This is a genomic window from Cohnella thailandensis (assembly GCF_014212135.1).
In the GTDB taxonomy this organism is placed as follows: domain Bacteria; phylum Bacillota; class Bacilli; order Paenibacillales; family Paenibacillaceae; genus Cohnella; species Cohnella thailandensis.
The window spans coordinates 131283-150677 of record NZ_JACJVQ010000019.1 but is presented as its reverse complement, the minus strand read 5'-3'; the positions used below and the strand labels follow the sequence as shown (position 1 = coordinate 150677).

Below are 19395 nucleotides of genomic sequence, written 5' to 3'. Positions count from 1 at the left end.
CCTCCTGCGGCAATAAATTAATGTGCGCCAGGATGTTCTAGGAGGACCTCAAGAGAAGTCTATTTCGGGTACATCCTGTTCTCATCCGGCAGCCGGTTTCGTTTCGGCCGCGCGCCAAGCGAGCTCGGGCTTAATCCGTCCCTTCGTCGGCTTCCGGAGCCGTCTCGCTGTGCGTGCATTGCGTGCAATTCCATGTCACGCCGTTCTTCGTTCTCTTCTCGGTCATCATGGAGCCGCATTCCGGGCAAGGCTTCGCAACCGGCTTATCCCAGGAGACGTAATCGCATTCGGGGTACTGATCGCAGCCGTAGAACATGCGGCCCTTCTTGCTTCTTCTCTCCACGATATGTCCCTTCTTGCACTTCGGGCAGATCACCCCGGTCGCCTTCACGATCGGCTTCGTGTTGCGGCAATCCGGGAAGCCCGAGCACGCGAGGAACTTGCCGAAGCGCCCCATCTTGTAAACCATCGGACTGCCGCATTTCTCGCAGATCTCGTCGGAAGGCTCGTCTTTGATTTCGATCTCCTTCATCTCTTCTTCGGCCACTTCGAGACGCTTCTCGAACGACTTGTAGAACTCCTCGATGACGTCGACCCAGTTCTCCTTGCCTTCTTCCACATGGTCGAGATCGTCTTCCATGTTCGCCGTAAACTCGGTATCGAGAATCTCCGGGAAGAACTCTTCCATCAGCTGGTTGATCAAATCGCCAAGCTCCGTCGGGAAAAACTTCTTCTCTTCGATAGCGACGTAATTGCGCTTCTGAATCGTTTCCAGCGTCGGGGCGTAGGTGCTCGGACGGCCGATTCCCAGCTCCTCCATCGTCTTCACGAGCCGGGCTTCCGTATAGCGCGGAGGCGGCTGGGTGAAATGCTGCTTCGGGTCGAGCTCGCGGGTTTCGACCGCGTCTCCCGAACGCAGGGGCGGCAGCAAACGATCCTCTTCCGTCGTTCCGTCGTCGTTGCCTTCCACGTATACCTTCATAAAGCCCGGGAATTTAAGCTTCGAGCCGTTGGCGCGGAAGGTGACGGAGCCGCTGACGAGGTCTACCGTCATCGTATCGAGGACGGCGGAAGACATCTGGCTGGCGACGAAGCGGTCCCAGATCAGCTTATAGAGACGGTGCTGGTCGCGGGACAGGAACGGCTTCATCTGGTCCGGCTCGCGAAGCACGGAGGTCGGACGAATCGCTTCGTGAGCGTCCTGGGCGTTCGCGTTCTTCTTCAGATAAACTCTCGGAGTCTCGGGATAATAGCTCTCTCCGTATTTGCCTTCGATATATCCCTTCGCTTCCTCTTGGGCGACGGGGGAGATGCGGGTCGAGTCCGTTCTCATATAAGTGATGAGACCGACCGTTCCCTCCTTGCCGAGGTCCACGCCTTCATAGAGCTGCTGGGCGATCTGCATCGTCTTCGACGCGCGGAAGTTCAGCTTGCGAGCCGCTTCCTGCTGGAGCGAGCTCGTGATGAACGGAGGAGACGGGTTACGCTGCCTTTCCTTCTCCTTCACCTCGCTCACCGCGAACGGCTTGTTCCCGATGGCGGCGAGCACCTCGTTCACGTCCGACTCGCTGGACAGCTCCTTCTTGTCGTCTCCAAGAGAATGGAACTTCGCCTCGAAGGCTTTCCCTTCTCTAAGAAAATGCGCCGTAATGCTCCAATATTCTTCCGGTTCGAAGGCTTTGATCTCGTTCTCGCGGTCGATGATCAGCTTGACGGCTACCGATTGCACCCGTCCGGCACTTAAGCCTTTCTTTACCTTCTTCCACAATAACGGACTGATCTTGTAGCCGACCAAACGATCCAGCACGCGGCGGGCTTGCTGCGCGTTGACCAAATCCATATTGATGGGCCGCGGCGTCTTGAAGGCATCCTTGACCGCTTGCTTCGTGATTTCGTTGAACACGACGCGGCACGTATCCTGCTCATCCAATTCGAGGTAATGAGCCAAGTGCCAGGCGATCGCCTCTCCCTCTCTATCGGGGTCGGCCGCGAGATAAACTTTTTTGACTTTCTTGCTGGCGTCCTTCAGTTCCTTGAGGACGTTCCCTTTGCCGCGAATCGTAATGTACTTCAGCTGGAAATCGTTGCCGATCTCCACGCCGATCTGGCTCTTCGGCAAATCCCGAATGTGCCCCATGGACGCTTTAACGATATATTTGCTTCCTAAGTATTTGCCAATGGTCTTGGCCTTTGCCGGCGACTCTACGATTACGAGTGAATCCGCCACGTCCATTCCTCCTCTCCAACAGTCGACAAGTCCTTTATCCTCAGCCCGTTCGCATGGAGGGAACGGCCTGTTTCAGGACAGTATATACAAACCGATAGGGCTGGTGAAAATTTGCGCTTTATCTGTAAGGATACTCATAAAATCGCTTGAACGCAAACATCGCCATTATCTTATCCTCAAGATCGGGCGCTAGCAAGTCTATGAGATGGATCGCGGCGGGCGATCCATGGCCTGTTCAAGTTCTCGTTGCTCATCATAACACGATGTTCCGGATAAGCTCAAATCCCGAGCTCCTCTCCATCCTGTTCCTTCATTAATATAGCTTCCATATAGCTTCGCTTCCTTGCCCGTTCGAGACCGTCGGAAAGTGAAAAACCGCGATTCCGGTTGACCCGGACCCGCGGATCCATCGAGCTATATAACGGCGAACATCGAACCCGGAAGCTGCTGCACGCGCCGCTTCATCTGGAGATGGAGCAGCACCGTGTGGAGCTGGCCGCGGGCCATTCCGCTAAGCTCCGACAATTCGTCGATCGTGCGAGGCTCTTCCAGCAGTATTTCGTACAAGCACGCCTCTTCTTCCTCTAGTTCCTCCGGGGAACCGGGAGAACCGGGACTCTCCGGAAGTTCTTCGCCCGGACCGGAGCTTGACCGCCACTCCCGGAGCGCTCTTCTGTAATCGCACAAAATATCCTCCGCCTCCAGGACCGGCTTCGCCCCGTCGCGGAGAAGCTTAAGCGCCCCCGTACTTCTAGGCGACGTGATAGGGCCCGGGACGATATAGAGATCCCGATTGGAATTCAAAGTATGCTGGGCCGTGATCAAAGCGCCGCTCCCTTCGCCCGCTTCCACCACGAGCGCCCCCTGGCATAAACCCGCGATGATCCGGTTGCGAAGGTAGAAATGCGCTTTGGTTAAAGGCGTTCCGGCGGGCGATTCCGATAAGACAAGCCCGCGCTCCGCGATTTCCCGGTAGAGCCCGCGGTTCTCCGGCGGATAAGGGCTGTCGACGGGAGAAGCGAGCACGGCGATCGTCGACCCCTCCTTGCCGATAGCTCCCGCATGGGCCGCCGTATCGATGCCTCTAGCCATTCCGCTTACGACGGCAATCCCCTCCGCCGCGCAGGAGGCGGCCAGTTCCTCCGCCACGCGTTTGCCGTATGCCGTCGCCACTCGCGTTCCGACGATCGCGAGAGCCGGCCTTGCCAGCAGCTCCAGCCTCCCTATCCCGTATAGCACCCATGGAGGGGTGTCCATGTGCTTAAGGAGCTCCGGATAATCCGGATCCAATGCCGTTAGGACGCTTATCCCTGCCCGGCGGCGGCTGTCGATCGCCCTTTCGATCTTCTCGTCCGACAATCTCTCCGCCAATTTCGCCGCTTGCTTCGCCGACAAGGCGAACTCCATCCAATCCTTCTCCCGTCGGCGATTCGCGCCTTCCAGAGCGCCGCTTGCCACGATTCTCCGGATGGTTATCCAACCAACCCCTTCCGTCTCGTGCATCCCGACCAACAGCTCGCTAACGTCCCATTCTTGCCCCATCCCGTTCCCCTCCTTAATCGCGGCGCAAAAACAAAACAGCCCTCCGCGCTCCTCGTTCGAGGAAGGCGGAAGGCTGCTTGCCTATCCGATAGCTATATGGCTAATTATACGATTAGCTCTTGCACTTTTCCAGCAGGCCGCGCTCTTCGAGAACGCTCACCAGCGTCGCGCCCATCTCCGAAGGAGTCGGGGACACGCGAATGCCGCACTCTTCGAGCTTGGCGATCTTCTCCGCAGCCGTACCCTTGCCGCCCGAGATGATGGCGCCGGCATGGCCCATGCGCTTCCCTGGAGGCGCGGTGGCGCCGCCGATGAAGCCGACGACCGGCTTCTTCATGTTCGCCTTGACCCACTCCGCCGCTTCTTCTTCCGCCGTTCCGCCGATTTCCCCGATCATAATGACCGCATAAGTGTCAGGGTCTTCGTTGAACAGGTTCAGGATGTCGATGAACTCGGAGCCCTTGACAGGGTCGCCGCCGATGCCGACCGCGGACGATTGGCCGATGCCGCGGGACGTCAATTGATGAACCGCTTCGTACGTCAGCGTTCCCGAACGGGAAACGACGCCTACGTGGCCCTTCTTATGGATGTAGCCCGGCATGATGCCGATCTTGATCTCCTCGGGCGTAATGACGCCCGGGCAGTTCGGTCCGATCAGGCGGGTCTTCTTGCCTTCCATGTAGCGCTTAACCTTGACCATGTCGAGCACCGGAATGCCTTCCGTGATGCAGATGACGAGGTCCAGCTCGGCGTCTACCGCTTCCATGATCGAATCCGCCGCGAACGGAGGAGCGACATAGATAACGGAAGCCGTCGCGCCCGTAGCCGCTACCGCTTCTTTAACCGTGTTGAAGATCGGCAGGGTTACCTTCGTGCCGTTCTCCAGGTCGAAATCGATCGTTTGGCCGCCCTTGCCCGGCGTAACGCCGCCGACCATCTGCGTGCCGTAATCCAGAGCACCCTTGGCGTGGAACGCGCCCGTTGCGCCTGTGATGCCTTGGGTGATCACCTTGGTGTTCTTATCGATCAAGATACTCATGACTTCACACTCCCCGGTTGGTTCTCCCTATTTCACGAGCGCAACGATCTTCTGCGCGCCGTCAGCCATCGAATCCGCGGCCACGATGTTCAGCCCGGAATTGTTCAAGATTTCTTTGCCGAGATTGACGTTCGTGCCTTCCAGACGAACGACGAGCGGCTTGTCCAAGCCAAGCTCGCGAGCGGCCGCCACGACGCCTTCGGCGATGATGTCGCATTTCATGATGCCGCCGAAGATGTTGACGAAGATTCCCTTGACATTCGCGTCGCTGAGAATGATCTTGAACGCTTCGGTGACTTTCTCTTTGGTTGCGCCGCCGCCTACGTCCAGGAAGTTGGCCGGCTCGCCGCCGTAATATTTGATAATGTCCATCGTAGCCATCGCGAGGCCGGCGCCGTTAACCATGCAGCCGATGTTGCCGTCGAGTGCGATGTAGGACAGATCGAATTTGGAAGCTTGGATTTCCTTCTCGTCTTCTTCGTCCAGGTCGCGCAGCTCGACGATGTCCTTGTGACGGAACAGCGCGTTGGAGTCGAAGTTCAGCTTCGCGTCGAGGGCGATGATGTCGCCGCCGCCGGTAACGACCAGCGGATTGATCTCCGCGATCGAGCAGTCCTTGTCCACGAATGCCGCATACAGGGACAGGATGAACTTAACCGCCTTGTTGATCAGCTCGTTCGGGATGTTGATCGCGTACGCCAAGCGGCGCGCTTGGAACGTCGTCAGGCCGACGGCCGGATCGACGACTTCCTTGATGATCTTCTCCGGAGAGTGTGCCGCAACTTCTTCGATCTCCGTGCCGCCTTCTTCGGACCCCATCAGGACGACGCGGCCCGTTCCGCGGTCAACGACCAGACCGATGTAATATTCCTTCTTGATGTCGCAGCCTTCTTCGATAAGAAGGCGCTTGACTTCCTTGCCTTCCGGACCGGTCTGGTGAGTGACCAGAACCTTGCCGAGAATTTGTTCCGCATATTGCTTGACTTCGTCCAAGCCCTTGGCGACCTTGACACCGCCAGCCTTGCCGCGTCCGCCCGCATGGATCTGAGCTTTGACGACAACGACAGGCGTGCCGAGCTCTTGAGCCGCGCTTACAGCTTCTTCGACAGAGAAAGCGACCTTGCCGTTCGGCACGGTGACGCCGTACTGTCTCAAGACTGCCTTGCCTTGATACTCATGAATATTCATGGCCTAGCATCCTCCCGTTTTGCACGCATCTGAAGAATCTCTGGGTACTAACTATTGCATGTACCGAAACCTTAACTATTGTAACACCTTTTCAGTCCGTCTTCCTCCATTTTTCATCTTTTTATTAGTCCCAATCGGCAATGGTTTCATATCAGAATGCGATGGATAACCCCTTAAACGATAATAGATTCTCCAATACGAAGAAAACTAACCATCGGCTGGCTTTACCGCCGTACGACACCGTTCCCTATGAACCCGCAGCGGAAATCGGACGACCGTATCCCTTCAATAGCTTTGAATCCGGAGAGGCTTCAAGACGCGCTCGCGTCCGGCATGATCGCCAGAACCAGCTGCAGGCTAAGCGTTCGATACGCTTGCTTCCCCCAATCAAAGACATAAACCGATTTCTTCGTAACGGTCAGGACGCTTACGACTCTCCGGTTAAGCCGGCCTTTGGAATTGAGATAAATGACCTCTACCCTGCGACCGACGTAATTCTCGATGGACATCCCTTTCATCCCCTAATCGCGAACATTTGTTCTTTTATTTTAATGGGAATATATGTTCTTATCAAGACACAATGCAAATTTTCCTCATATCTCCGGAAGAAGCACGTATCGTGTAATAGGTCTTGTAAAACGCCAATCCCTCAGCCGATGAGGAGAACGTTCGAGGCGGGAGCACATGGGATTTTTAGATGGGCTGATAGGGAATGCATCGGAAGTGAAAATCGAGGAAGCAACAGCGGAGTTTTCCAGGATTATCGGGGAAAAAGAACGGATCGAGAAGGCCTATAAGCTCGTTCGGGATATGTTCGTATTCACGAATAAACGGCTGATCCTTGTCGATCGCCAAGGGCTCACGGGGAAGAAAGTCGAATACCATTCGTATCCTTATAAGAGCATCACTCATTTCAGCATCGAAACGGCCGGCCGCTTCGACCTCGACGCCGAATTGAAATTTTGGATTTCCGGCAATCCCGCCCCGGTGGTCAAGCAATTCAATAAATCCCTTAATATTTACGAGCTGCAGAAGGTTCTCTCCGACTATATCGTTAACGCCCATTAGCAATCCGCTTATCCGACGATTGACAGCCCGTTCCATTCGGCATTAGAATGCTAATATATGGAACAGTGCGGAAAGGAAGCACCTTTCTCCGACCTAACTTGGAGGAGGGTGTTTCTTTGTCATGTATGTCAAAATGCTAAGCGCAACCGTCGTCGGAGTCGAGGGACGACTGATCGAGGTGGAGGTCGATATTTCGAGCGGCTTGCCTCAGGTGAGCGTGGTCGGACTCCCGGATCCGGCCATCCGGGAGTCGGTGGAGCGAGTTCGCGCGGCCATTCAGAACGGGGGCATGAAGTTTCCGCTTGACCGCATCACGGTCAATCTAGCCCCCGCCGACATGCGCAAGGAAGGCAGCGCCTTCGACCTGGCGATCGCGGCCGGCATTCTCGGCGCGAGCGGCCAGCTGCCCGCCGAGATGCTCGAAGGCTCGCTGCTGATCGGCGAGCTGTCCCTGAACGGGGAAGTCAAAGCCGTTCCCGGAGTGCTGCCGATGGTCGAGAGGGCGAGGAACGAAGGCCTCCCGCAGGTGTTCGTGCCGCTCTCCTGCGTTGCGAAAGCGTCGTTGATCGAAGGGATTCGCGTGAGAGGGATCGGATCGCTTGGCGAATGGATCATCGGAGGGGAGCGCGCGGCTACTCGCTCGGCCGAACCGTCAGAAGATCTAAGGGCGGCTTCTGAATTACCCGAACAGGCGGAGCCCGATCTGGCGGACGTCATCGGCCAGCAGCACGGCAAGCGCGCCCTGCTGATCGCCGCCGCCGGAATGCACAATATCTTGTTCGTCGGACCTCCGGGAACCGGCAAGACCATGCTCTGCCGCCGTCTCCCCACGTTGCTGCCGCAGCTCGACGACGACGAAGCCCTCGCCGTCACGAAGATCTACAGCGTCAGCGGCAAGCTTCAAGGAGAGCGCCGAGGGCTTATTCGCGAGCGCCCTTTCCGATCCCCGCACCATACGGTATCGGCCGCAGGCCTGATCGGAGGAGGCCCCGTCCCGAAGCCGGGAGAGGTCACCCTCGCCCATCACGGCGTTCTGTTTCTCGACGAGATGCCCGAGTTCCCCCGCACGGCTCTCGAGGCGCTGCGCCAACCTCTCGAGGACAGGCAGGTGACGATCGGGCGCGCCCGAGGCGTGACCCGTTTTCCGGCACGCTTCATGCTGGCGGCGTCGATGAACCCTTGTCCTTGCGGGTATTACGGCGCGGATTCGAGCTCCGCCCCCGGCCAGAACGTCTGCGTCTGCACCTCCCACGCCGTCTCACGTTACCGGGGAAGAATGTCCGGGCCGCTCGCCGACCGCATCGATCTGCAGGTCGAGATGCCGAGACAATCCTCGCCGGGCGGCGCCCGGGGAGGGATGACTTCCGGCGAAGGCCGCGCCATCGTAGAGGCCGCCTACGAGAGACAGCTTCATCGTTACCGCGGGCTTGGCATCCGCTGGAACAGCGAGCTTCACGGCCGCCATCTGCACCATTACGCTTCCCTATCCGGAGCGGCGGAGAAGCTCCTGAGCGCAACCTACGCACGCATGGGACTCAGCTTTCGCGCTCACGACCGAATCCTGAAGATGGCCCGCACGATCGCCGATCTCGAATCCTCCGACACGGTCCGGGAGGAGCATGTCGCCGAAGCGATTCAATACCGCTGTCTGGATAGAGGAGGCTCATAAACCGCAACGAAATGGATTTCGATGGCGTTCTAAGGGTAGAAGGATTGTCATTCTACTCTAGGAGGTCAGGCCATGTTTCGCGGCAAACCGCTGCTCAAGAAAGGGTTGCTTTCCGCAAGCGCAGTTTTTCTTCTCTTCGCTTCGACCGTTCATGCATCCGAATCCTTGCAGGTGTCGTTATCGAGAGCTGAGATTTACTTCAATAACGTTCTTAAATCGCCAAGCGAGGACCTCCCGATTCTAAGCTATAACGGCAGAACCTATGTCCCTTTGCGATTTCTAAGCGAGTCTTCGGGCGCCCATGTCGGCTATGACAATGCCACCAAAACCATCCACGTCGACACGGAATATGCGGGAGAGTTTCGATCCCAGGCGACGGTTATCGAGAAAGACGGGGATTTCGAACTCGCGATCCGTTCGAACAAATCGGTTTACTCGTATGGCGAACCCTTGTCGATCTGGAGCGAACTCACATATACCGGCGAATCGAGTTCAATCGTCAAACACGGCGGTCTGCTCATTTCCTACTCCATCAAGGATTCGGACGGATTCCAGGTCGGTCAGTTTGTCACGCTTATGGAAGTAACGACGGTAATGAAAACGAACGACGCTTTCATGTATGTTTTTCCCGACTCGTTGGCGGTCTCCTACGACGTGGAGAAAAACGAAATCGCGGATCCGCTCGCCTATTTCGATTCCGCGGAGCGTCTTGGCCGGCTGGAGCCCGGAGCATACACCGTTTCGGCCCATGCGCAGTTTGCGGTCGGAGAGGCAAGAGATCGCAAGCACCTCGTCGCTTCCCTCGACATTACGATAGAGCCTTAAATAATAAACGGCCCGAAGAGCAGGACAAGCGATTTTTACGCTTGCCTATCTTGGGGCCGTTTGTTCTTTCAATCCGGCATAGTATGTCGTTTCCAGCTAGAAAGCTCCTTCCAAATGCTTCAGCTCTTCGATTCCGCCTTCGGGAGTAAACGTGATCGCGATAACGTCGAATCTCACCTTGTTCGTCTCGCGCCGAGATTGAGCCAGATAGACCTGGGCGGTGCTTCTGACCTGCGCGCATTTGCGAGGGGTAACGGCTTCGATGGCGGTTCCGAATCGCGAAGCGCCTCCTCTGCGGGAACGAACCTCCGCGATCACGAGAACGTCGCCGTCGGTGGCGATCAGATCGAGCTCGCCCGTTCGGCATCGCCAATTCCGCGCCACGATGCCGTAGCCTCTCCGTTCCAGATGCCGCGCGGCCGCTTCCTCCGCCGCTCTTCCCGTTGCCTTCCTCAGGTCGGGTCGGGCCAGCCTGCGTTTGGAAGACGAACTGTCCATCCCCTCATTCCTCCTCAAGAAAGCAAATCGTTCCCGCCGGAGCGAAGTCCCGCCTTGCGGTCCGTCCGGTAGACAAAGCTGAGAATTTCGGCGACCAGCCGATACAGCTCGGGAGGAATCTCCTGCTGCAGATCGAGCTTGGAGAGCACTTCCACAAGCGAGGTATCTTCCTGTATCGGCACTCCGTTCTCCTTCGCCTTCCGGACGATTTCTTCCGCTATGGCCCCTTGTCCCTTGGCGACGACGACCGGAGCCGTTCCCTGCTCCGGACTGTATTTCAGGGCGACCGCTTTGCGCGGAGGCAGCGGCTTCTCCTTGTTCTCTTCGCCGGGTAAGCCGGAGTTGTCCTTCATGCTCGGTAGTCCACTCCCTTGTAAGGCTTCGCCGCGTAGGCGGCAGTCGATTGCTCTCGCATGGAGCTTGCTCCCTTATCCGGGCTATCGGCCTCTCCGGGAGGCAGAACCGGGAAGGCGGCCGTCTTCAGCGACAGCAGCTGATAACCCGCTTCCTGAAGCCCCTTCGCCGCCTCGGCGCGAGCGGAATCGATCAGCTCCCCGACCCAGGGACGATCGTTCAACACCCTCAGCGAAACGGCTTTATCGACGACCTGGACGTCGACGAGCGTATCGCCGATATGACTCATGTTCAGTTGGAAAAGCAATCGGCAGTTGTCCGAGTCCAATTCTCCCTTGCGGCCCCGTCGCGTTTGAACGTGAATGGTCGCCGTCGTATCCCCGTTCTGGCCTTTGATCGGCACGAACAGCGTCAGGTGGCTCATCATCGCGGTATTCTGCCGCTCCGCGGAGAGCAGAAGCTGTTGACCTGTAATTTGCTGGGCCATCCCTTGCGCCGCCTCGCGGAGGGTCGCCGGCGCGTCTTCGCTGGAGGCCAACGCAAGCAGCGCGCTCTTCAGCGATTCCATCGGGGCCTGAGCGGCATCGTCGGACGCCTTGCCCGCCCCTTCCGCCGCCTGTCTCGCGATCGCATCGTTCGAGAGCAGCTGCTGCACGGCTTGCCGTTCGTGTCCGGCGCCGAGCAGCTCCATAAACCGCCCCAGCCAGGCGCCGTCCGAACCGGCTCTCGGCGCTCCCGCCTTCGTCTCCGCCAACTCTCCGGGCCGCGAATCCGCAACCGGCTCCGACGGGCCTGCGGCGCCACCGCCCAAGCGTTCCCGAGCCGCGTTCGGATCGGTTGCCGCGCTGCCGTCTCCGGCTTTAGCGGCCGACGCCCTGGCCGCATCTCCGCGATGATCCGGAACGCCCCGCGCGGCCTCCGGCTTGGACATATCCGCTTCCCCGGGAAGGCGGCCGGACGCTTTCGCTCCGGTATCCGGCTCTCCGCCAGCCGAACCGGCCGGTCTGCCCGAAGCCAAGTTCGGCTTCGTTACGCTCGGCCCGTCCTCCTCGGAAGCAGCCAAGCTCCCCGGCAGAGACGCGGGAGAGGGAACAGGCTTCGCTTCGTTCTCCTCAACCCGGGCGGAAGTTCCCTCCGCCAGCTGTTTGGCCCCCTCGCTGAGCAGCTGCTGCCCCCGGGCGAGCAGCTGTTGAAGCTTCCTTGCAGCCTCCTGAGCCGGGCTCGCCGCCGTCTCTCTGCCTTCCGGGTCCGCCTTCCCCAGATAGTCGGCCAGAAGCGTCTCCAGCTCATTCATCCGCTCGGAGAGAGGCGGTCCGTAAAGCGTCGTCTTCAAAGACGCGATCGTCGTCTCCGTCGGCTCCAGCCCTCTTCGATAGGCAACTCCGGCCGCGTTCATCCAGGTCTGCATATCTTCCCCTGCCGGCTTGGCCTGGGCCGCCTGCTTAAACCAATTCGCCGTATCCTTCCCGATCGGATACCCGTCCCGCTTGAGCCCTCTCATCAGCTCGAAGCTCCACTTCTGGTCGGGCAGGCCGAACGACTTCGCGACGTCCTTGAGCGATTCGTCCGCGGGGGCCGCCGTCAGATCCGCGAGCGCCTTCAGCACGATCGCTCCCGCGGTCGAATCCTGCGAGACCTGCAGAAGAGTGCTGCGGCCGAGCGGCACCTCCGTATCGAGCTTGGCCCGAACCTGCACCCCGTTGATTTGGATGAGCGCCTCGTTGTCTTCCAGCATCTCCAGGAGGACTCCCCTTACGATTTGGCCGATGCGCAGCTCCATGGCGCGCGCGTCCGTCGGTTGTCCGTCGCCTAATACGGCCCGCATTAGATTCCCTATGTTCATGCTCATGGCAGCGCTCATCCCCTCATCCTGTTAGTGTATGTATCGGCAGTTCAGGCCTGACTTTTCAGAACAACGTCTGCTGCTCCGCCAGAATTCCTTCCAGGAAGCTCATGCGATGCATCGGGGTCGGCCCGAGCCGAAGCAGCGCTTCCCGATGCTCCTTCGTGCCGTATCCCTTGTTGCCCGCGATTCCGTAGCCCGGATAGAGAAGATCCCAAGTCGTCTTGCACAGACGGTCTCGGGTAACCTTAGCCACGATAGAGGCCGCCCCGATCGTCTGGCTGCGGGCATCGCCCTTGATGATTGACGTCTGAGGGAGGTTCAGATCGACGCTCTCCGCGTCGATCAGCAGATGCTCCGGAGCCGTCCGCAGCCCCTCAACCGCCTGCTTCATCGCCAGCCTCGACGCCTGCCTGATGTTGATTCGATCGATCGCGGCCGCATCCACCCTCGCTACGGACCAAGAGACCGCGTTCTCGAGGATGATGTCGTAGAGCAGCTCTCGTTTTTTCTCGCTTAACTGCTTGGAGTCGTTAATCCCTTCGAGAATCAGTCCAGGGGGCAAAATCACCGCCGCCGCGACGACATCCCCGAACAAACAGCCGCGTCCGACCTCATCCAGCCCCGCCACGGCCGTTATTCCTTGCTCCCATAGAGCGCTCTCGAATTCCAACCGATTCGGTTCGGCCTCGGCCGTTGCCGGTTCGACCTTCGTTCGCTTCTTCTTTTCCGCTGCCACTTCGAATGCCCCTTCCCGCGCTTCCAATACCGTCGGATATGCTCAACGATCCTTTAGCCGCACGCATGCTCGCTTTGGATCGCTACCGCCTCAGCTTCCCGTTTCTCGTTTATGTATCATTTTCCGACATTAGGCGCCATTAACGCAACCCTTATTCTTAAACGATGCCAAAAACAAAAAAAACTCCGGAAGCAAGGAGAACCGGTCGCCCGATCGCTCTGCCCGGAGTCCTTCCGAAGCCTTCTACCTTTAAATAATCGGAGCCTCGAGCGTAATCCGCCCGAGCTTGCCCGACCTTAGATCGCGCAGCAGAACTCCCGCCGCTTTCGTATAATCGACGTGCCCGCCGCCGGCGAGACAGCCCCGTTTGCGCCCTATCTGCTCAAGTACCTCGGCAGCGGACGCGATATCCGGCAGCTCGGCGGGCAGATCGGAGAGCCCGTATCGCTCCGTGAGCGTGTCCCGGTATTCCGCCGCCAGCCACCGCAGAATGAAGCAGGCCACCTCGTCCACGTGCAGAATCTCTTCCTTGATGGCTCCCGTAGCGGCCAAGCGGAATCCGACCTCGGGATCCTCGAACTTCGGCCACAGGATGCCCGGCGTATCGAGCAGCTCCAAGTCCGCTCCGGTGCGAATCCACTGCTGCCCCTTCGTGACCCCGGGCCGGTCGCCCGTGATCGCCGCGGTACGGCCGGCCAGACGGTTGATCAAGGTCGACTTGCCGACGTTGGGAATTCCCACGATGAGAGCTCTCGAAGGCCGAGGCTTCATTCCTTTGGCGATTTGACGGTCGATCTTCTCCTTAAGCAGCACCTTTACCCGTCCGGAGATGTCCTTCGTGCCCGTCCCGGTATTCGCGTCGATGGCGAGCACCTCGTGTCCGAAGGAACGAAACCAGTCGAGCCACCTTGCGTTCTGCGCCGGATCCGCCAAATCCGACTTGTTGAGGAGAATCAGCCTCGGCTTCGGTCCGACGATCTCGTCGATCATCGGGTTCCGGCTCGAGATAGGCACCCTCGCGTCGATCAGCTCGAGAACCACGTCGATCAGCTTCAGTTTGTCTTGAATTTGGCGTTTCGCCCGCGTCATATGACCGGGGAACCATTGAATCGTCATGCCACACCCCACCGCACACCGCGCGGATTCGGATCCGGCAAGCGCCATTCCTTCTTAATATCCGCGTCCGATGTATTTGATTTCAGCCGCCGGCCAGAAGATCAGCTCGGCCCGACCGACCACATGGTCCATCGGTATGTATCCTATCATTCGGCTGTCTTTGCTATTCGGACGATTATCGCCCATCACGAACAAGGTATTCTCCGGAACGGTGCCTTCCGGGAACTGCGCGTTCGGGAAGTTCGTGTCGTTGTAGTCATGTCCTTCGGCATGCGCCGCTTCGATGGCTTTCTTCAGATAGGGCTCGTCAAGCGGTTTGTCGTTGACGTAAACCGTATCCCCTTCCACCCTGACCGTATCGCCCGGCACCGCGATGACCCGCTTGATGAAATCGCGCGACTCCTCCGGAACGTGGAACACGATCACTTCGCCTGGCTTAGGATCCCGAATCTTGTACAGAATCTTGTTGACGATAATGCGTTCCCGGTTCTGGAAGTTCGGCTCCATCGATTCCCCGTCCACGATGAACGGCGATACGAGCAGCCAACGGATCACGAACACCAGGATACCCGCGATAACGAGCGCTTTGATCCATTCCTTCGCTTCGCTTCCCGCCTTGGATGGCTTCTTCGGGTTGTGGCCCGAGCCGAGCGGTTCGTTCGGTCCTGCGGAGTCATCGGCCACGACGGATTCCTGCTTGATGGGTTCGCCTCCGAGCTCTGTACGTCCCAGATTGTCCTCGTCTTCGTTTTTCCAATTTCTCGATTGATCCATGTCGATTATTCGCCTCTCTCCTGGTCCAACAGTCCGCTTCGGATGATCTAGGCGATCTCCGGGGAAAATGCAAAAAGGAGGACTTGAACTTCGCCAAGCCCTCCCTTTGTCTATCCTTATCGAATTTCTTTGATACGAGCTGCTTTGCCGCGCAGGCCGCGCAGGTAATACAGCTTCGCACGGCGAACTTTACCGCGGCGAGCCACTTCGATCTTCTCGATACGTGGGGAATGAACCGGGAAAGCACGCTCAACGCCAACGCCGTAGGAAATCTTGCGAACCGTGAACGTTTCGCTGATTCCGCCGCCGCGACGCTTGATAACGACGCCTTCGAACAACTGTACGCGCTCGCGGGAGCCTTCCACGACCTTCACGTGTACCTTCAGCGTGTCGCCGGGACGGAAGCTGGGAATGTCTTTGCGAAGTTGCTCTTGCGTAATGGATTGAATCAGATTCATTGCATTCAACTCCTCTCATCACAGACGTTCGTACCCCGCTCCGCGAATCCCTTGATTCGCCTCATGGCGTGCAGAGGACCGTCCGACTATCGACCGTTGCCGCCCTTCGCCTCAAGGACGAATAGACAGTTCGGCACAAACAACAGTAGAAATTTTATCATATTGCCTATAGGAAATCAACCTGCATTTATGCTTTATAGTCAATTAGAATGAATCGCCTTCGGACTCCTCCGAATTCGCCCGGGCGAGCTCCTTCAACTGCTCCTGCCTGGCATGCAGCCACTGCCGTTCCTTCGCGGTCAGCTCCGCTTTCTCCAGCAGATCGGGACGTCTGACCAGCGTTCGTTCCAGCGATTGGAGACGACGCCACTTGTCGATCTCCGCGTGATGTCCGGAGAGAAGAACGTCCGGCACCTTCCAGTCCCGGAACTCGGGAGGGCGGGTATAATGCGGATATTCCAGCAAGCCGTCGCTGAACGAATCCAGGACGGCGGACTGCTCGTTGCCGAGCACCCCCGGCAGCAAACGGACGACCGAATCGATCGCGACCATCGCCGGAAGCTCCCCTCCGGTCAGCACGTAGTCTCCGATGGACAGCTCGTCCGTCACGAGATGCTCCCGGATCCGTTCGTCATAGCCCTCGTAGTGGCCGCAAATAAAAATCAAGTGCCGCTCGGAAGACAGCTCCTGCGCTTTGGCCTGGGTGAACGTCTCGCCCTGAGGACAGAGGAGGATGACGCGCGGTTTGACCGGCTCTTGCCCCGATCGGTTGAATTCCTCGGCGGCCAGCCGTTCCACGTCCTCCACGGCGGCAAAGATCGGCTCCGGTTTTAGAACCATGCCGCCTCCACCGCCATAGGGAGTATCGTCCACCGTATTGTGCTTGTTATTGGCATAGCTTCGGAAGTTGACCGTATTCAAGGAGACAATTCCTTTCTCCCTGGCCTTGCCCAGAATGCTGCTCCCGAATACGCCTTCGAACATCTCGGGGAACAGCGTCAGAACGTCCACCCTCATTTACAGCAACCCTTCCATCAGCCGCACCTTGACTACCTTGCCCGGCACGTCGACGCTAAGCACGACCTCGTCGATGACGGGCAGCAGCAGTTCCTTGCCCTTGGCTTGCTTAACCACCCACACGTCGTTCGCCCCCGGGGAGAGGATGTCGGTGATCGTTCCGAGACTCTCTCCCTCTTCCGTAACGACGGCGCAGCCCATGATGTCGCGGAAGTAATATTCGCCTTCTTCGAGCTCCACGCGCTCGGCGTCCGTCACCTTGAGCTCCCAGCCTTTGTATTTCTCGATCTGGTTGATGTTGTCATAGCCCTTGAGCTTCACGATAAACACGTTGTTCTGCTCGCGCGAGCTCTGCACCTCGATCTCGAATGGGCTTCCCGCCGTCCCTTCGGGCGGGTATGCGAGCAAGCGGCTTCCGTTGCGGAAGCGCACATCCGGAAAGTCGGTCTGGGGCCATACCTTCACCTCGCCGCGGATGCCATGAGTATTGACGATCTTGCCAACGTTGAGCAAACGCTCTTCCGCCACGGAAACAGCCTCCTTCATATGGATAAGAAAGGAGCCGGACATGCCGATTGGCACCCCCGACCCCATCGCCTGCGTTATTCTGATACGATGTCCACGATGACGCGCTTCCGCTCCTTCACGGCGGCGGAAGTGACTACCGTGCGCAGCGCCTTCGCGATGCGCCCCTGCTTGCCGATGACTTTGCCGACATCGCCCGGATGGACGGAAAGCTCGTACACAAGGCCTCGCGCGTCTTCCTTGACCTTAACCTGCACGTCGTCCGGATGATCCACCAATGCCCGGGCGATAACCCGAATCAATTGTTCCATGGCTCAGCCCTCCGGGAATGAGACGTTACTTCGAGATTTTGGACTCGTGGAACTTCTTCAGTACGCCAGCGTTGCTAAGAAGATTGCGGACCGTGTCGGACGCTTGAGCGCCGTTCTGCAGCCATTTCAAAGCCTTCTCTTCGTCGATTTGGACTTGAGCCGGTTGAGCGACCGGATTGTAGATGCCGATCTCCTCGATGAAGCGGCCGTCACGCGGCGAACGAGAGTCGGATACAACCACGCGATAGAAAGGGGCCTTGTGAGCTCCCATACGTTTCAGACGGATACGAACTGCCATTAGAATATTCACCTCCTTGATAAAGTATCGGGATATCGGGGGAAAATACGGACTCCGCGATCGAAGTGCCGGAATCTTCGTTTAGAACGGGAATTTCATGCCTTTGCCGCCCTTGCCCATCAAACCCTTGAGCGCCTTCATGCCGCCCTTCGGACCCTTCGGTCCCATCATGCCCGAGAACTGCTTCATCATCTTCTTCATGTCCTCGAACTGGCGGATCAGCTTGTTGACGTCCGCCACGCTCGTGCCGCTGCCGGCGGCGATCCGCTTGCGTCGGCTGTAGTTGATGATGTCCGGCTTCAGCTTCTCCGCCTTCGTCATCGACTTCACGATCGCTTCGGTGCGCGAGACCTGCTTCTCGTCGATCTTGAAGTTCGGATTCGCCTTCAGCTTGTTCATGCCGGGCATCATGTCGAGCAGCTGGTCGAGCGGCCCGAGCTTGCGAACCTGCTCCATCTGCTCGAGGAAGTCGTCGAAGGTGAATTCGGCGTTGCGCATCTTGCGCTCGAGATCCTTCGCCTTCTCGGCGTCGATGTTCGTCTGCGCCTTCTCGATCAGGGAGAGCATGTCGCCCATGCCGAGAATCCGCGACGCCATCCGGTCCGGGTGGAACGCTTCGAGCTGGTCGATCTTCTCGCCCGTGGAGGCGAACTTGATCGGACAGCCGGTGACCGCCTTGACCGAGAGAGCCGCGCCGCCGCGGGTATCGCCGTCGAGCTTGGTCAGCACGACGCCCGTCAGCTCGAGCTGCTCATGGAAGCTCTTCGCCACGTTGACGGCTTCTTGGCCGGTCATCGCGTCGACGACGAGCAGAACCTCGTCCGGCTTCACCGCCGCATGAATCTGCTTGATCTCTTCCATCAGCGCCTCGTCGATCTGCAGCCGGCCCGCGGTATCGATCAGCACGTAGTCGTTGCCTTGCTCCTTGGCGAGCTGGACGCCCTGCTTCGCGATCTCGACCGGGCTGATCTTGTCGCCGAGAGTGAACACCGGAACGCCGATCTGTCCGCCCAGCACCTCGAGCTGCTTGATGGCGGCCGGACGGTAAATATCGCCCGCGATCAGGAGCGGCTTGTGATTCTGGGATTGCAGCAGCTTCGCGAGCTTGCCTGTCAGAGTCGTCTTGCCGGCCCCTTGCAGACCGGCCATCAGAACGATGGTCGGAGGCTTGTTCGACTTCGCGAGCTTGGACTGGGTGCCGCCCATCAGTTCGATCAATTCCTTGTGAACGATGTCGACGACGACCATGCCCGGCGTGAAGCTCTTCTCCACTTCGGCGCCGACGGCCTTCTCCTTGACCTTGGCGATGAAATCCTTTACGACCTTGAAGTTGACGTCCGCCTCGAGCAGAGCCAGCCGAACCTCCCGCATCGCCTCATTGACGTCGTCCTCGCTCAGCTTGCCCTTGCCTCTCAGCTTGCCGAACACGTTCTGAAGCCTAGTCGTCAATCCTTCGAATGCCATGGCCCATCCCCTCCTTCCGTTCGTATTCTTCATTCTACATTTCTAGCGTCTTCCGCTCAACTCTCCGCGCCTCGCAGCAGCTCCGCCGTTCCGCGAAGCTCGTTCCGCCACGGCTCCGGAAGCTCGCCAATCTGCCGTTCCAATCTCTCGAGTCCCGCCTGCATCCGTTCGTGCCGTTCCGCGAGACCGAGCTTGGCTTCATATTCTTCCAACGCCTGCTCCGAGCGCTTCAGGTGTTCGTATACCGCCTGCCGGCTGATTTCGAAGTCGACCGCGATCTCGCCCAGAGAGTAATCGTCGTGATAATAGCATTTTAAGAAGGTTTGTTGCTTCTCCGTCAGCAACGGCCCGTAGAAATCGAAGAGCACGTTGATGCGGTTCGTCTTGCTAAGAGCGTTCTCCCCATGCACAAAGGTTCAACTCCTTCGAACGATGTCAAG

Annotated in this window: 21 protein-coding genes; 3 read left to right on the top strand and 18 right to left on the bottom strand. The window is 58.4% G+C overall.

Going from position 1 to position 19395, the window contains the following annotated elements; translation table 11 throughout:
* Positions 1-130 precede the first annotated feature (130 nt).
* The 5 genes from topA to H7B67_RS21385 form a co-directional block, all read right to left on the bottom strand.
* Positions 131-2227, bottom strand: coding sequence for a type I DNA topoisomerase (gene topA, locus H7B67_RS21405; RefSeq protein ID WP_185121898.1), 2097 nt, complete (start codon positions 2225-2227; stop codon positions 131-133).
* A 414-nt stretch (positions 2228-2641) separates the two neighbouring features.
* Complete coding sequence (gene dprA / locus H7B67_RS21400; RefSeq protein WP_185121897.1) at positions 2642-3769, bottom strand: DNA-processing protein DprA; 1128 nt, start codon at positions 3767-3769, stop codon at positions 2642-2644.
* 112 nt (positions 3770-3881) lie between these two features.
* Positions 3882-4808 (bottom strand): succinate--CoA ligase subunit alpha, encoded by a 927-nt coding sequence (sucD, locus tag H7B67_RS21395; protein ID WP_185121896.1) that lies wholly within the window; start codon positions 4806-4808, stop codon positions 3882-3884.
* A 27-nt stretch (positions 4809-4835) separates the two neighbouring features.
* Positions 4836-5996 (bottom strand): ADP-forming succinate--CoA ligase subunit beta, encoded by a 1161-nt coding sequence (gene sucC, locus H7B67_RS21390; RefSeq protein ID WP_185121895.1) that lies wholly within the window; start codon positions 5994-5996, stop codon positions 4836-4838.
* A gap of 311 nt (positions 5997-6307) precedes the next feature.
* Entirely contained in the window at positions 6308-6505 is a 198-nt protein-coding gene (locus H7B67_RS21385; protein ID WP_185121894.1) for a hypothetical protein, read from the bottom strand.
* 175 nt (positions 6506-6680) lie between these two features.
* On the opposite strand from H7B67_RS21385, the gene H7B67_RS21380 reads away from it, so the two are divergent.
* The 3 genes from H7B67_RS21380 to H7B67_RS21370 all read left to right on the top strand — a co-directional run bounded on the left by H7B67_RS21380 (position 6681) and on the right by H7B67_RS21370 (position 9558).
* Positions 6681-7064 (top strand): PH domain-containing protein, encoded by a 384-nt coding sequence (locus H7B67_RS21380; protein WP_185121893.1) that lies wholly within the window; start codon positions 6681-6683, stop codon positions 7062-7064.
* 121 nt (positions 7065-7185) lie between these two features.
* Positions 7186-8733, top strand: a complete 1548-nt coding sequence (locus H7B67_RS21375) for a YifB family Mg chelatase-like AAA ATPase (RefSeq protein WP_185121892.1) — start codon at positions 7186-7188, stop codon at positions 8731-8733.
* Positions 8734-8805: 72 nt separating this feature from the next.
* Entirely contained in the window at positions 8806-9558 is a 753-nt protein-coding gene (locus H7B67_RS21370) for a stalk domain-containing protein (RefSeq protein ID WP_185121891.1), read from the top strand.
* A gap of 96 nt (positions 9559-9654) precedes the next feature.
* On the opposite strand, the gene H7B67_RS21365 is transcribed toward H7B67_RS21370, so the two are convergent.
* From H7B67_RS21365 to ylxM, 13 genes are all read right to left on the bottom strand, one after another.
* The gene (locus H7B67_RS21365; RefSeq protein WP_185121890.1) at positions 9655-10056 is read right to left on the bottom strand and encodes a YraN family protein; all 402 of its coding nucleotides are present in this window, start codon (positions 10054-10056) and stop codon (positions 9655-9657) included.
* A 14-nt stretch (positions 10057-10070) separates the two neighbouring features.
* On the bottom strand, positions 10071-10409 hold the full coding sequence (locus H7B67_RS21360; protein WP_185121889.1) for an EscU/YscU/HrcU family type III secretion system export apparatus switch protein: 339 nt from the start codon (positions 10407-10409) through the stop codon (positions 10071-10073).
* A complete protein-coding gene (locus tag H7B67_RS21355) occupies positions 10406-12259 on the bottom strand; it encodes a hypothetical protein (RefSeq protein ID WP_185121888.1) in 1854 nt (617 codons plus the stop codon). Before H7B67_RS21355 ends, H7B67_RS21360 begins: the two co-directional genes overlap by 4 nt.
* 58 nt (positions 12260-12317) lie before the next feature.
* Positions 12318-13019 carry a ribonuclease HII gene (locus H7B67_RS21350; RefSeq protein WP_185121887.1) on the bottom strand — a complete coding sequence of 234 codons (702 nt, stop codon included), beginning with the start codon at positions 13017-13019 and terminating at the stop codon, positions 12318-12320.
* Positions 13020-13241: 222 nt separating this feature from the next.
* A complete protein-coding gene (gene ylqF, locus H7B67_RS21345) occupies positions 13242-14108 on the bottom strand; it encodes a ribosome biogenesis GTPase YlqF (RefSeq protein WP_185121886.1) in 867 nt (288 codons plus the stop codon).
* Between the two features lie 54 nt (positions 14109-14162).
* On the bottom strand, positions 14163-14882 hold the full coding sequence (gene lepB / locus H7B67_RS21340; RefSeq protein WP_185121885.1) for a signal peptidase I: 720 nt from the start codon (positions 14880-14882) through the stop codon (positions 14163-14165).
* A 116-nt stretch (positions 14883-14998) separates the two neighbouring features.
* Complete coding sequence (rplS, locus tag H7B67_RS21335) at positions 14999-15340, bottom strand: 50S ribosomal protein L19 (protein WP_126959920.1); 342 nt, start codon at positions 15338-15340, stop codon at positions 14999-15001.
* A 204-nt stretch (positions 15341-15544) separates the two neighbouring features.
* Positions 15545-16357 (bottom strand): tRNA (guanosine(37)-N1)-methyltransferase TrmD, encoded by an 813-nt coding sequence (gene trmD, locus H7B67_RS21330; protein ID WP_185121884.1) that lies wholly within the window; start codon positions 16355-16357, stop codon positions 15545-15547.
* Positions 16358-16903 carry a ribosome maturation factor RimM gene (rimM, locus tag H7B67_RS21325; RefSeq protein ID WP_185122305.1) on the bottom strand — a complete coding sequence of 182 codons (546 nt, stop codon included), beginning with the start codon at positions 16901-16903 and terminating at the stop codon, positions 16358-16360.
* Between the two features lie 56 nt (positions 16904-16959).
* Positions 16960-17193, bottom strand: a complete 234-nt coding sequence (locus tag H7B67_RS21320) for a KH domain-containing protein (RefSeq protein ID WP_136369499.1) — start codon at positions 17191-17193, stop codon at positions 16960-16962.
* Between the two features lie 25 nt (positions 17194-17218).
* On the bottom strand, positions 17219-17491 hold the full coding sequence (gene rpsP, locus H7B67_RS21315) for a 30S ribosomal protein S16 (protein WP_126959924.1): 273 nt from the start codon (positions 17489-17491) through the stop codon (positions 17219-17221).
* Positions 17492-17572: 81 nt separating this feature from the next.
* Positions 17573-18955, bottom strand: coding sequence for a signal recognition particle protein (gene ffh, locus H7B67_RS21310; protein WP_185121883.1), 1383 nt, complete (start codon positions 18953-18955; stop codon positions 17573-17575).
* A gap of 56 nt (positions 18956-19011) precedes the next feature.
* Positions 19012-19365, bottom strand: coding sequence for a YlxM family DNA-binding protein (gene ylxM, locus H7B67_RS21305; RefSeq protein ID WP_185121882.1), 354 nt, complete (start codon positions 19363-19365; stop codon positions 19012-19014).
* Between the last annotated feature and the right edge of the window lie 30 nt (positions 19366-19395).

Bases quoted from the DNA above. Each gene is read 5' to 3' on its own strand.
- dprA (WP_185121897.1), bottom strand. From the start codon at position 3,769: ATGGGGCAAGAATGGGACGTTAGCGAGCTGTTGGTCGGGATGCACGAG.
- sucD (WP_185121896.1), bottom strand. From the start codon at position 4,808: ATGAGTATCTTGATCGATAAGAACACCAAGGTGATCACCCAAGGCATC.
- sucC (WP_185121895.1), bottom strand. From the start codon at position 5,996: ATGAATATTCATGAGTATCAAGGCAAGGCAGTCTTGAGACAGTACGGC.
- H7B67_RS21385 (WP_185121894.1), bottom strand. From the start codon at position 6,505: ATGTCCATCGAGAATTACGTCGGTCGCAGGGTAGAGGTCATTTATCTC.
- H7B67_RS21380 (WP_185121893.1), top strand. From the start codon at position 6,681: ATGGGATTTTTAGATGGGCTGATAGGGAATGCATCGGAAGTGAAAATC.
- H7B67_RS21375 (WP_185121892.1), top strand. From the start codon at position 7,186: ATGTATGTCAAAATGCTAAGCGCAACCGTCGTCGGAGTCGAGGGACGA.
- H7B67_RS21370 (WP_185121891.1), top strand. From the start codon at position 8,806: ATGTTTCGCGGCAAACCGCTGCTCAAGAAAGGGTTGCTTTCCGCAAGC.
- H7B67_RS21365 (WP_185121890.1), bottom strand. From the start codon at position 10,056: ATGGACAGTTCGTCTTCCAAACGCAGGCTGGCCCGACCCGACCTGAGG.
- H7B67_RS21360 (WP_185121889.1), bottom strand. From the start codon at position 10,409: ATGAAGGACAACTCCGGCTTACCCGGCGAAGAGAACAAGGAGAAGCCG.
- H7B67_RS21355 (WP_185121888.1), bottom strand. From the start codon at position 12,259: ATGAGCATGAACATAGGGAATCTAATGCGGGCCGTATTAGGCGACGGA.
- ylqF (WP_185121886.1), bottom strand. From the start codon at position 14,108: ATGACGATTCAATGGTTCCCCGGTCATATGACGCGGGCGAAACGCCAA.
- lepB (WP_185121885.1), bottom strand. From the start codon at position 14,882: ATGGATCAATCGAGAAATTGGAAAAACGAAGACGAGGACAATCTGGGA.
- rplS (WP_126959920.1), bottom strand. From the start codon at position 15,340: ATGAATCTGATTCAATCCATTACGCAAGAGCAACTTCGCAAAGACATT.
- trmD (WP_185121884.1), bottom strand. From the start codon at position 16,357: ATGAGGGTGGACGTTCTGACGCTGTTCCCCGAGATGTTCGAAGGCGTA.
- rimM (WP_185122305.1), bottom strand. From the start codon at position 16,903: ATGAAGGAGGCTGTTTCCGTGGCGGAAGAGCGTTTGCTCAACGTTGGC.
- H7B67_RS21320 (WP_136369499.1), bottom strand. From the start codon at position 17,193: ATGGAACAATTGATTCGGGTTATCGCCCGGGCATTGGTGGATCATCCG.
- rpsP (WP_126959924.1), bottom strand. From the start codon at position 17,491: ATGGCAGTTCGTATCCGTCTGAAACGTATGGGAGCTCACAAGGCCCCT.
- ffh (WP_185121883.1), bottom strand. From the start codon at position 18,955: ATGGCATTCGAAGGATTGACGACTAGGCTTCAGAACGTGTTCGGCAAG.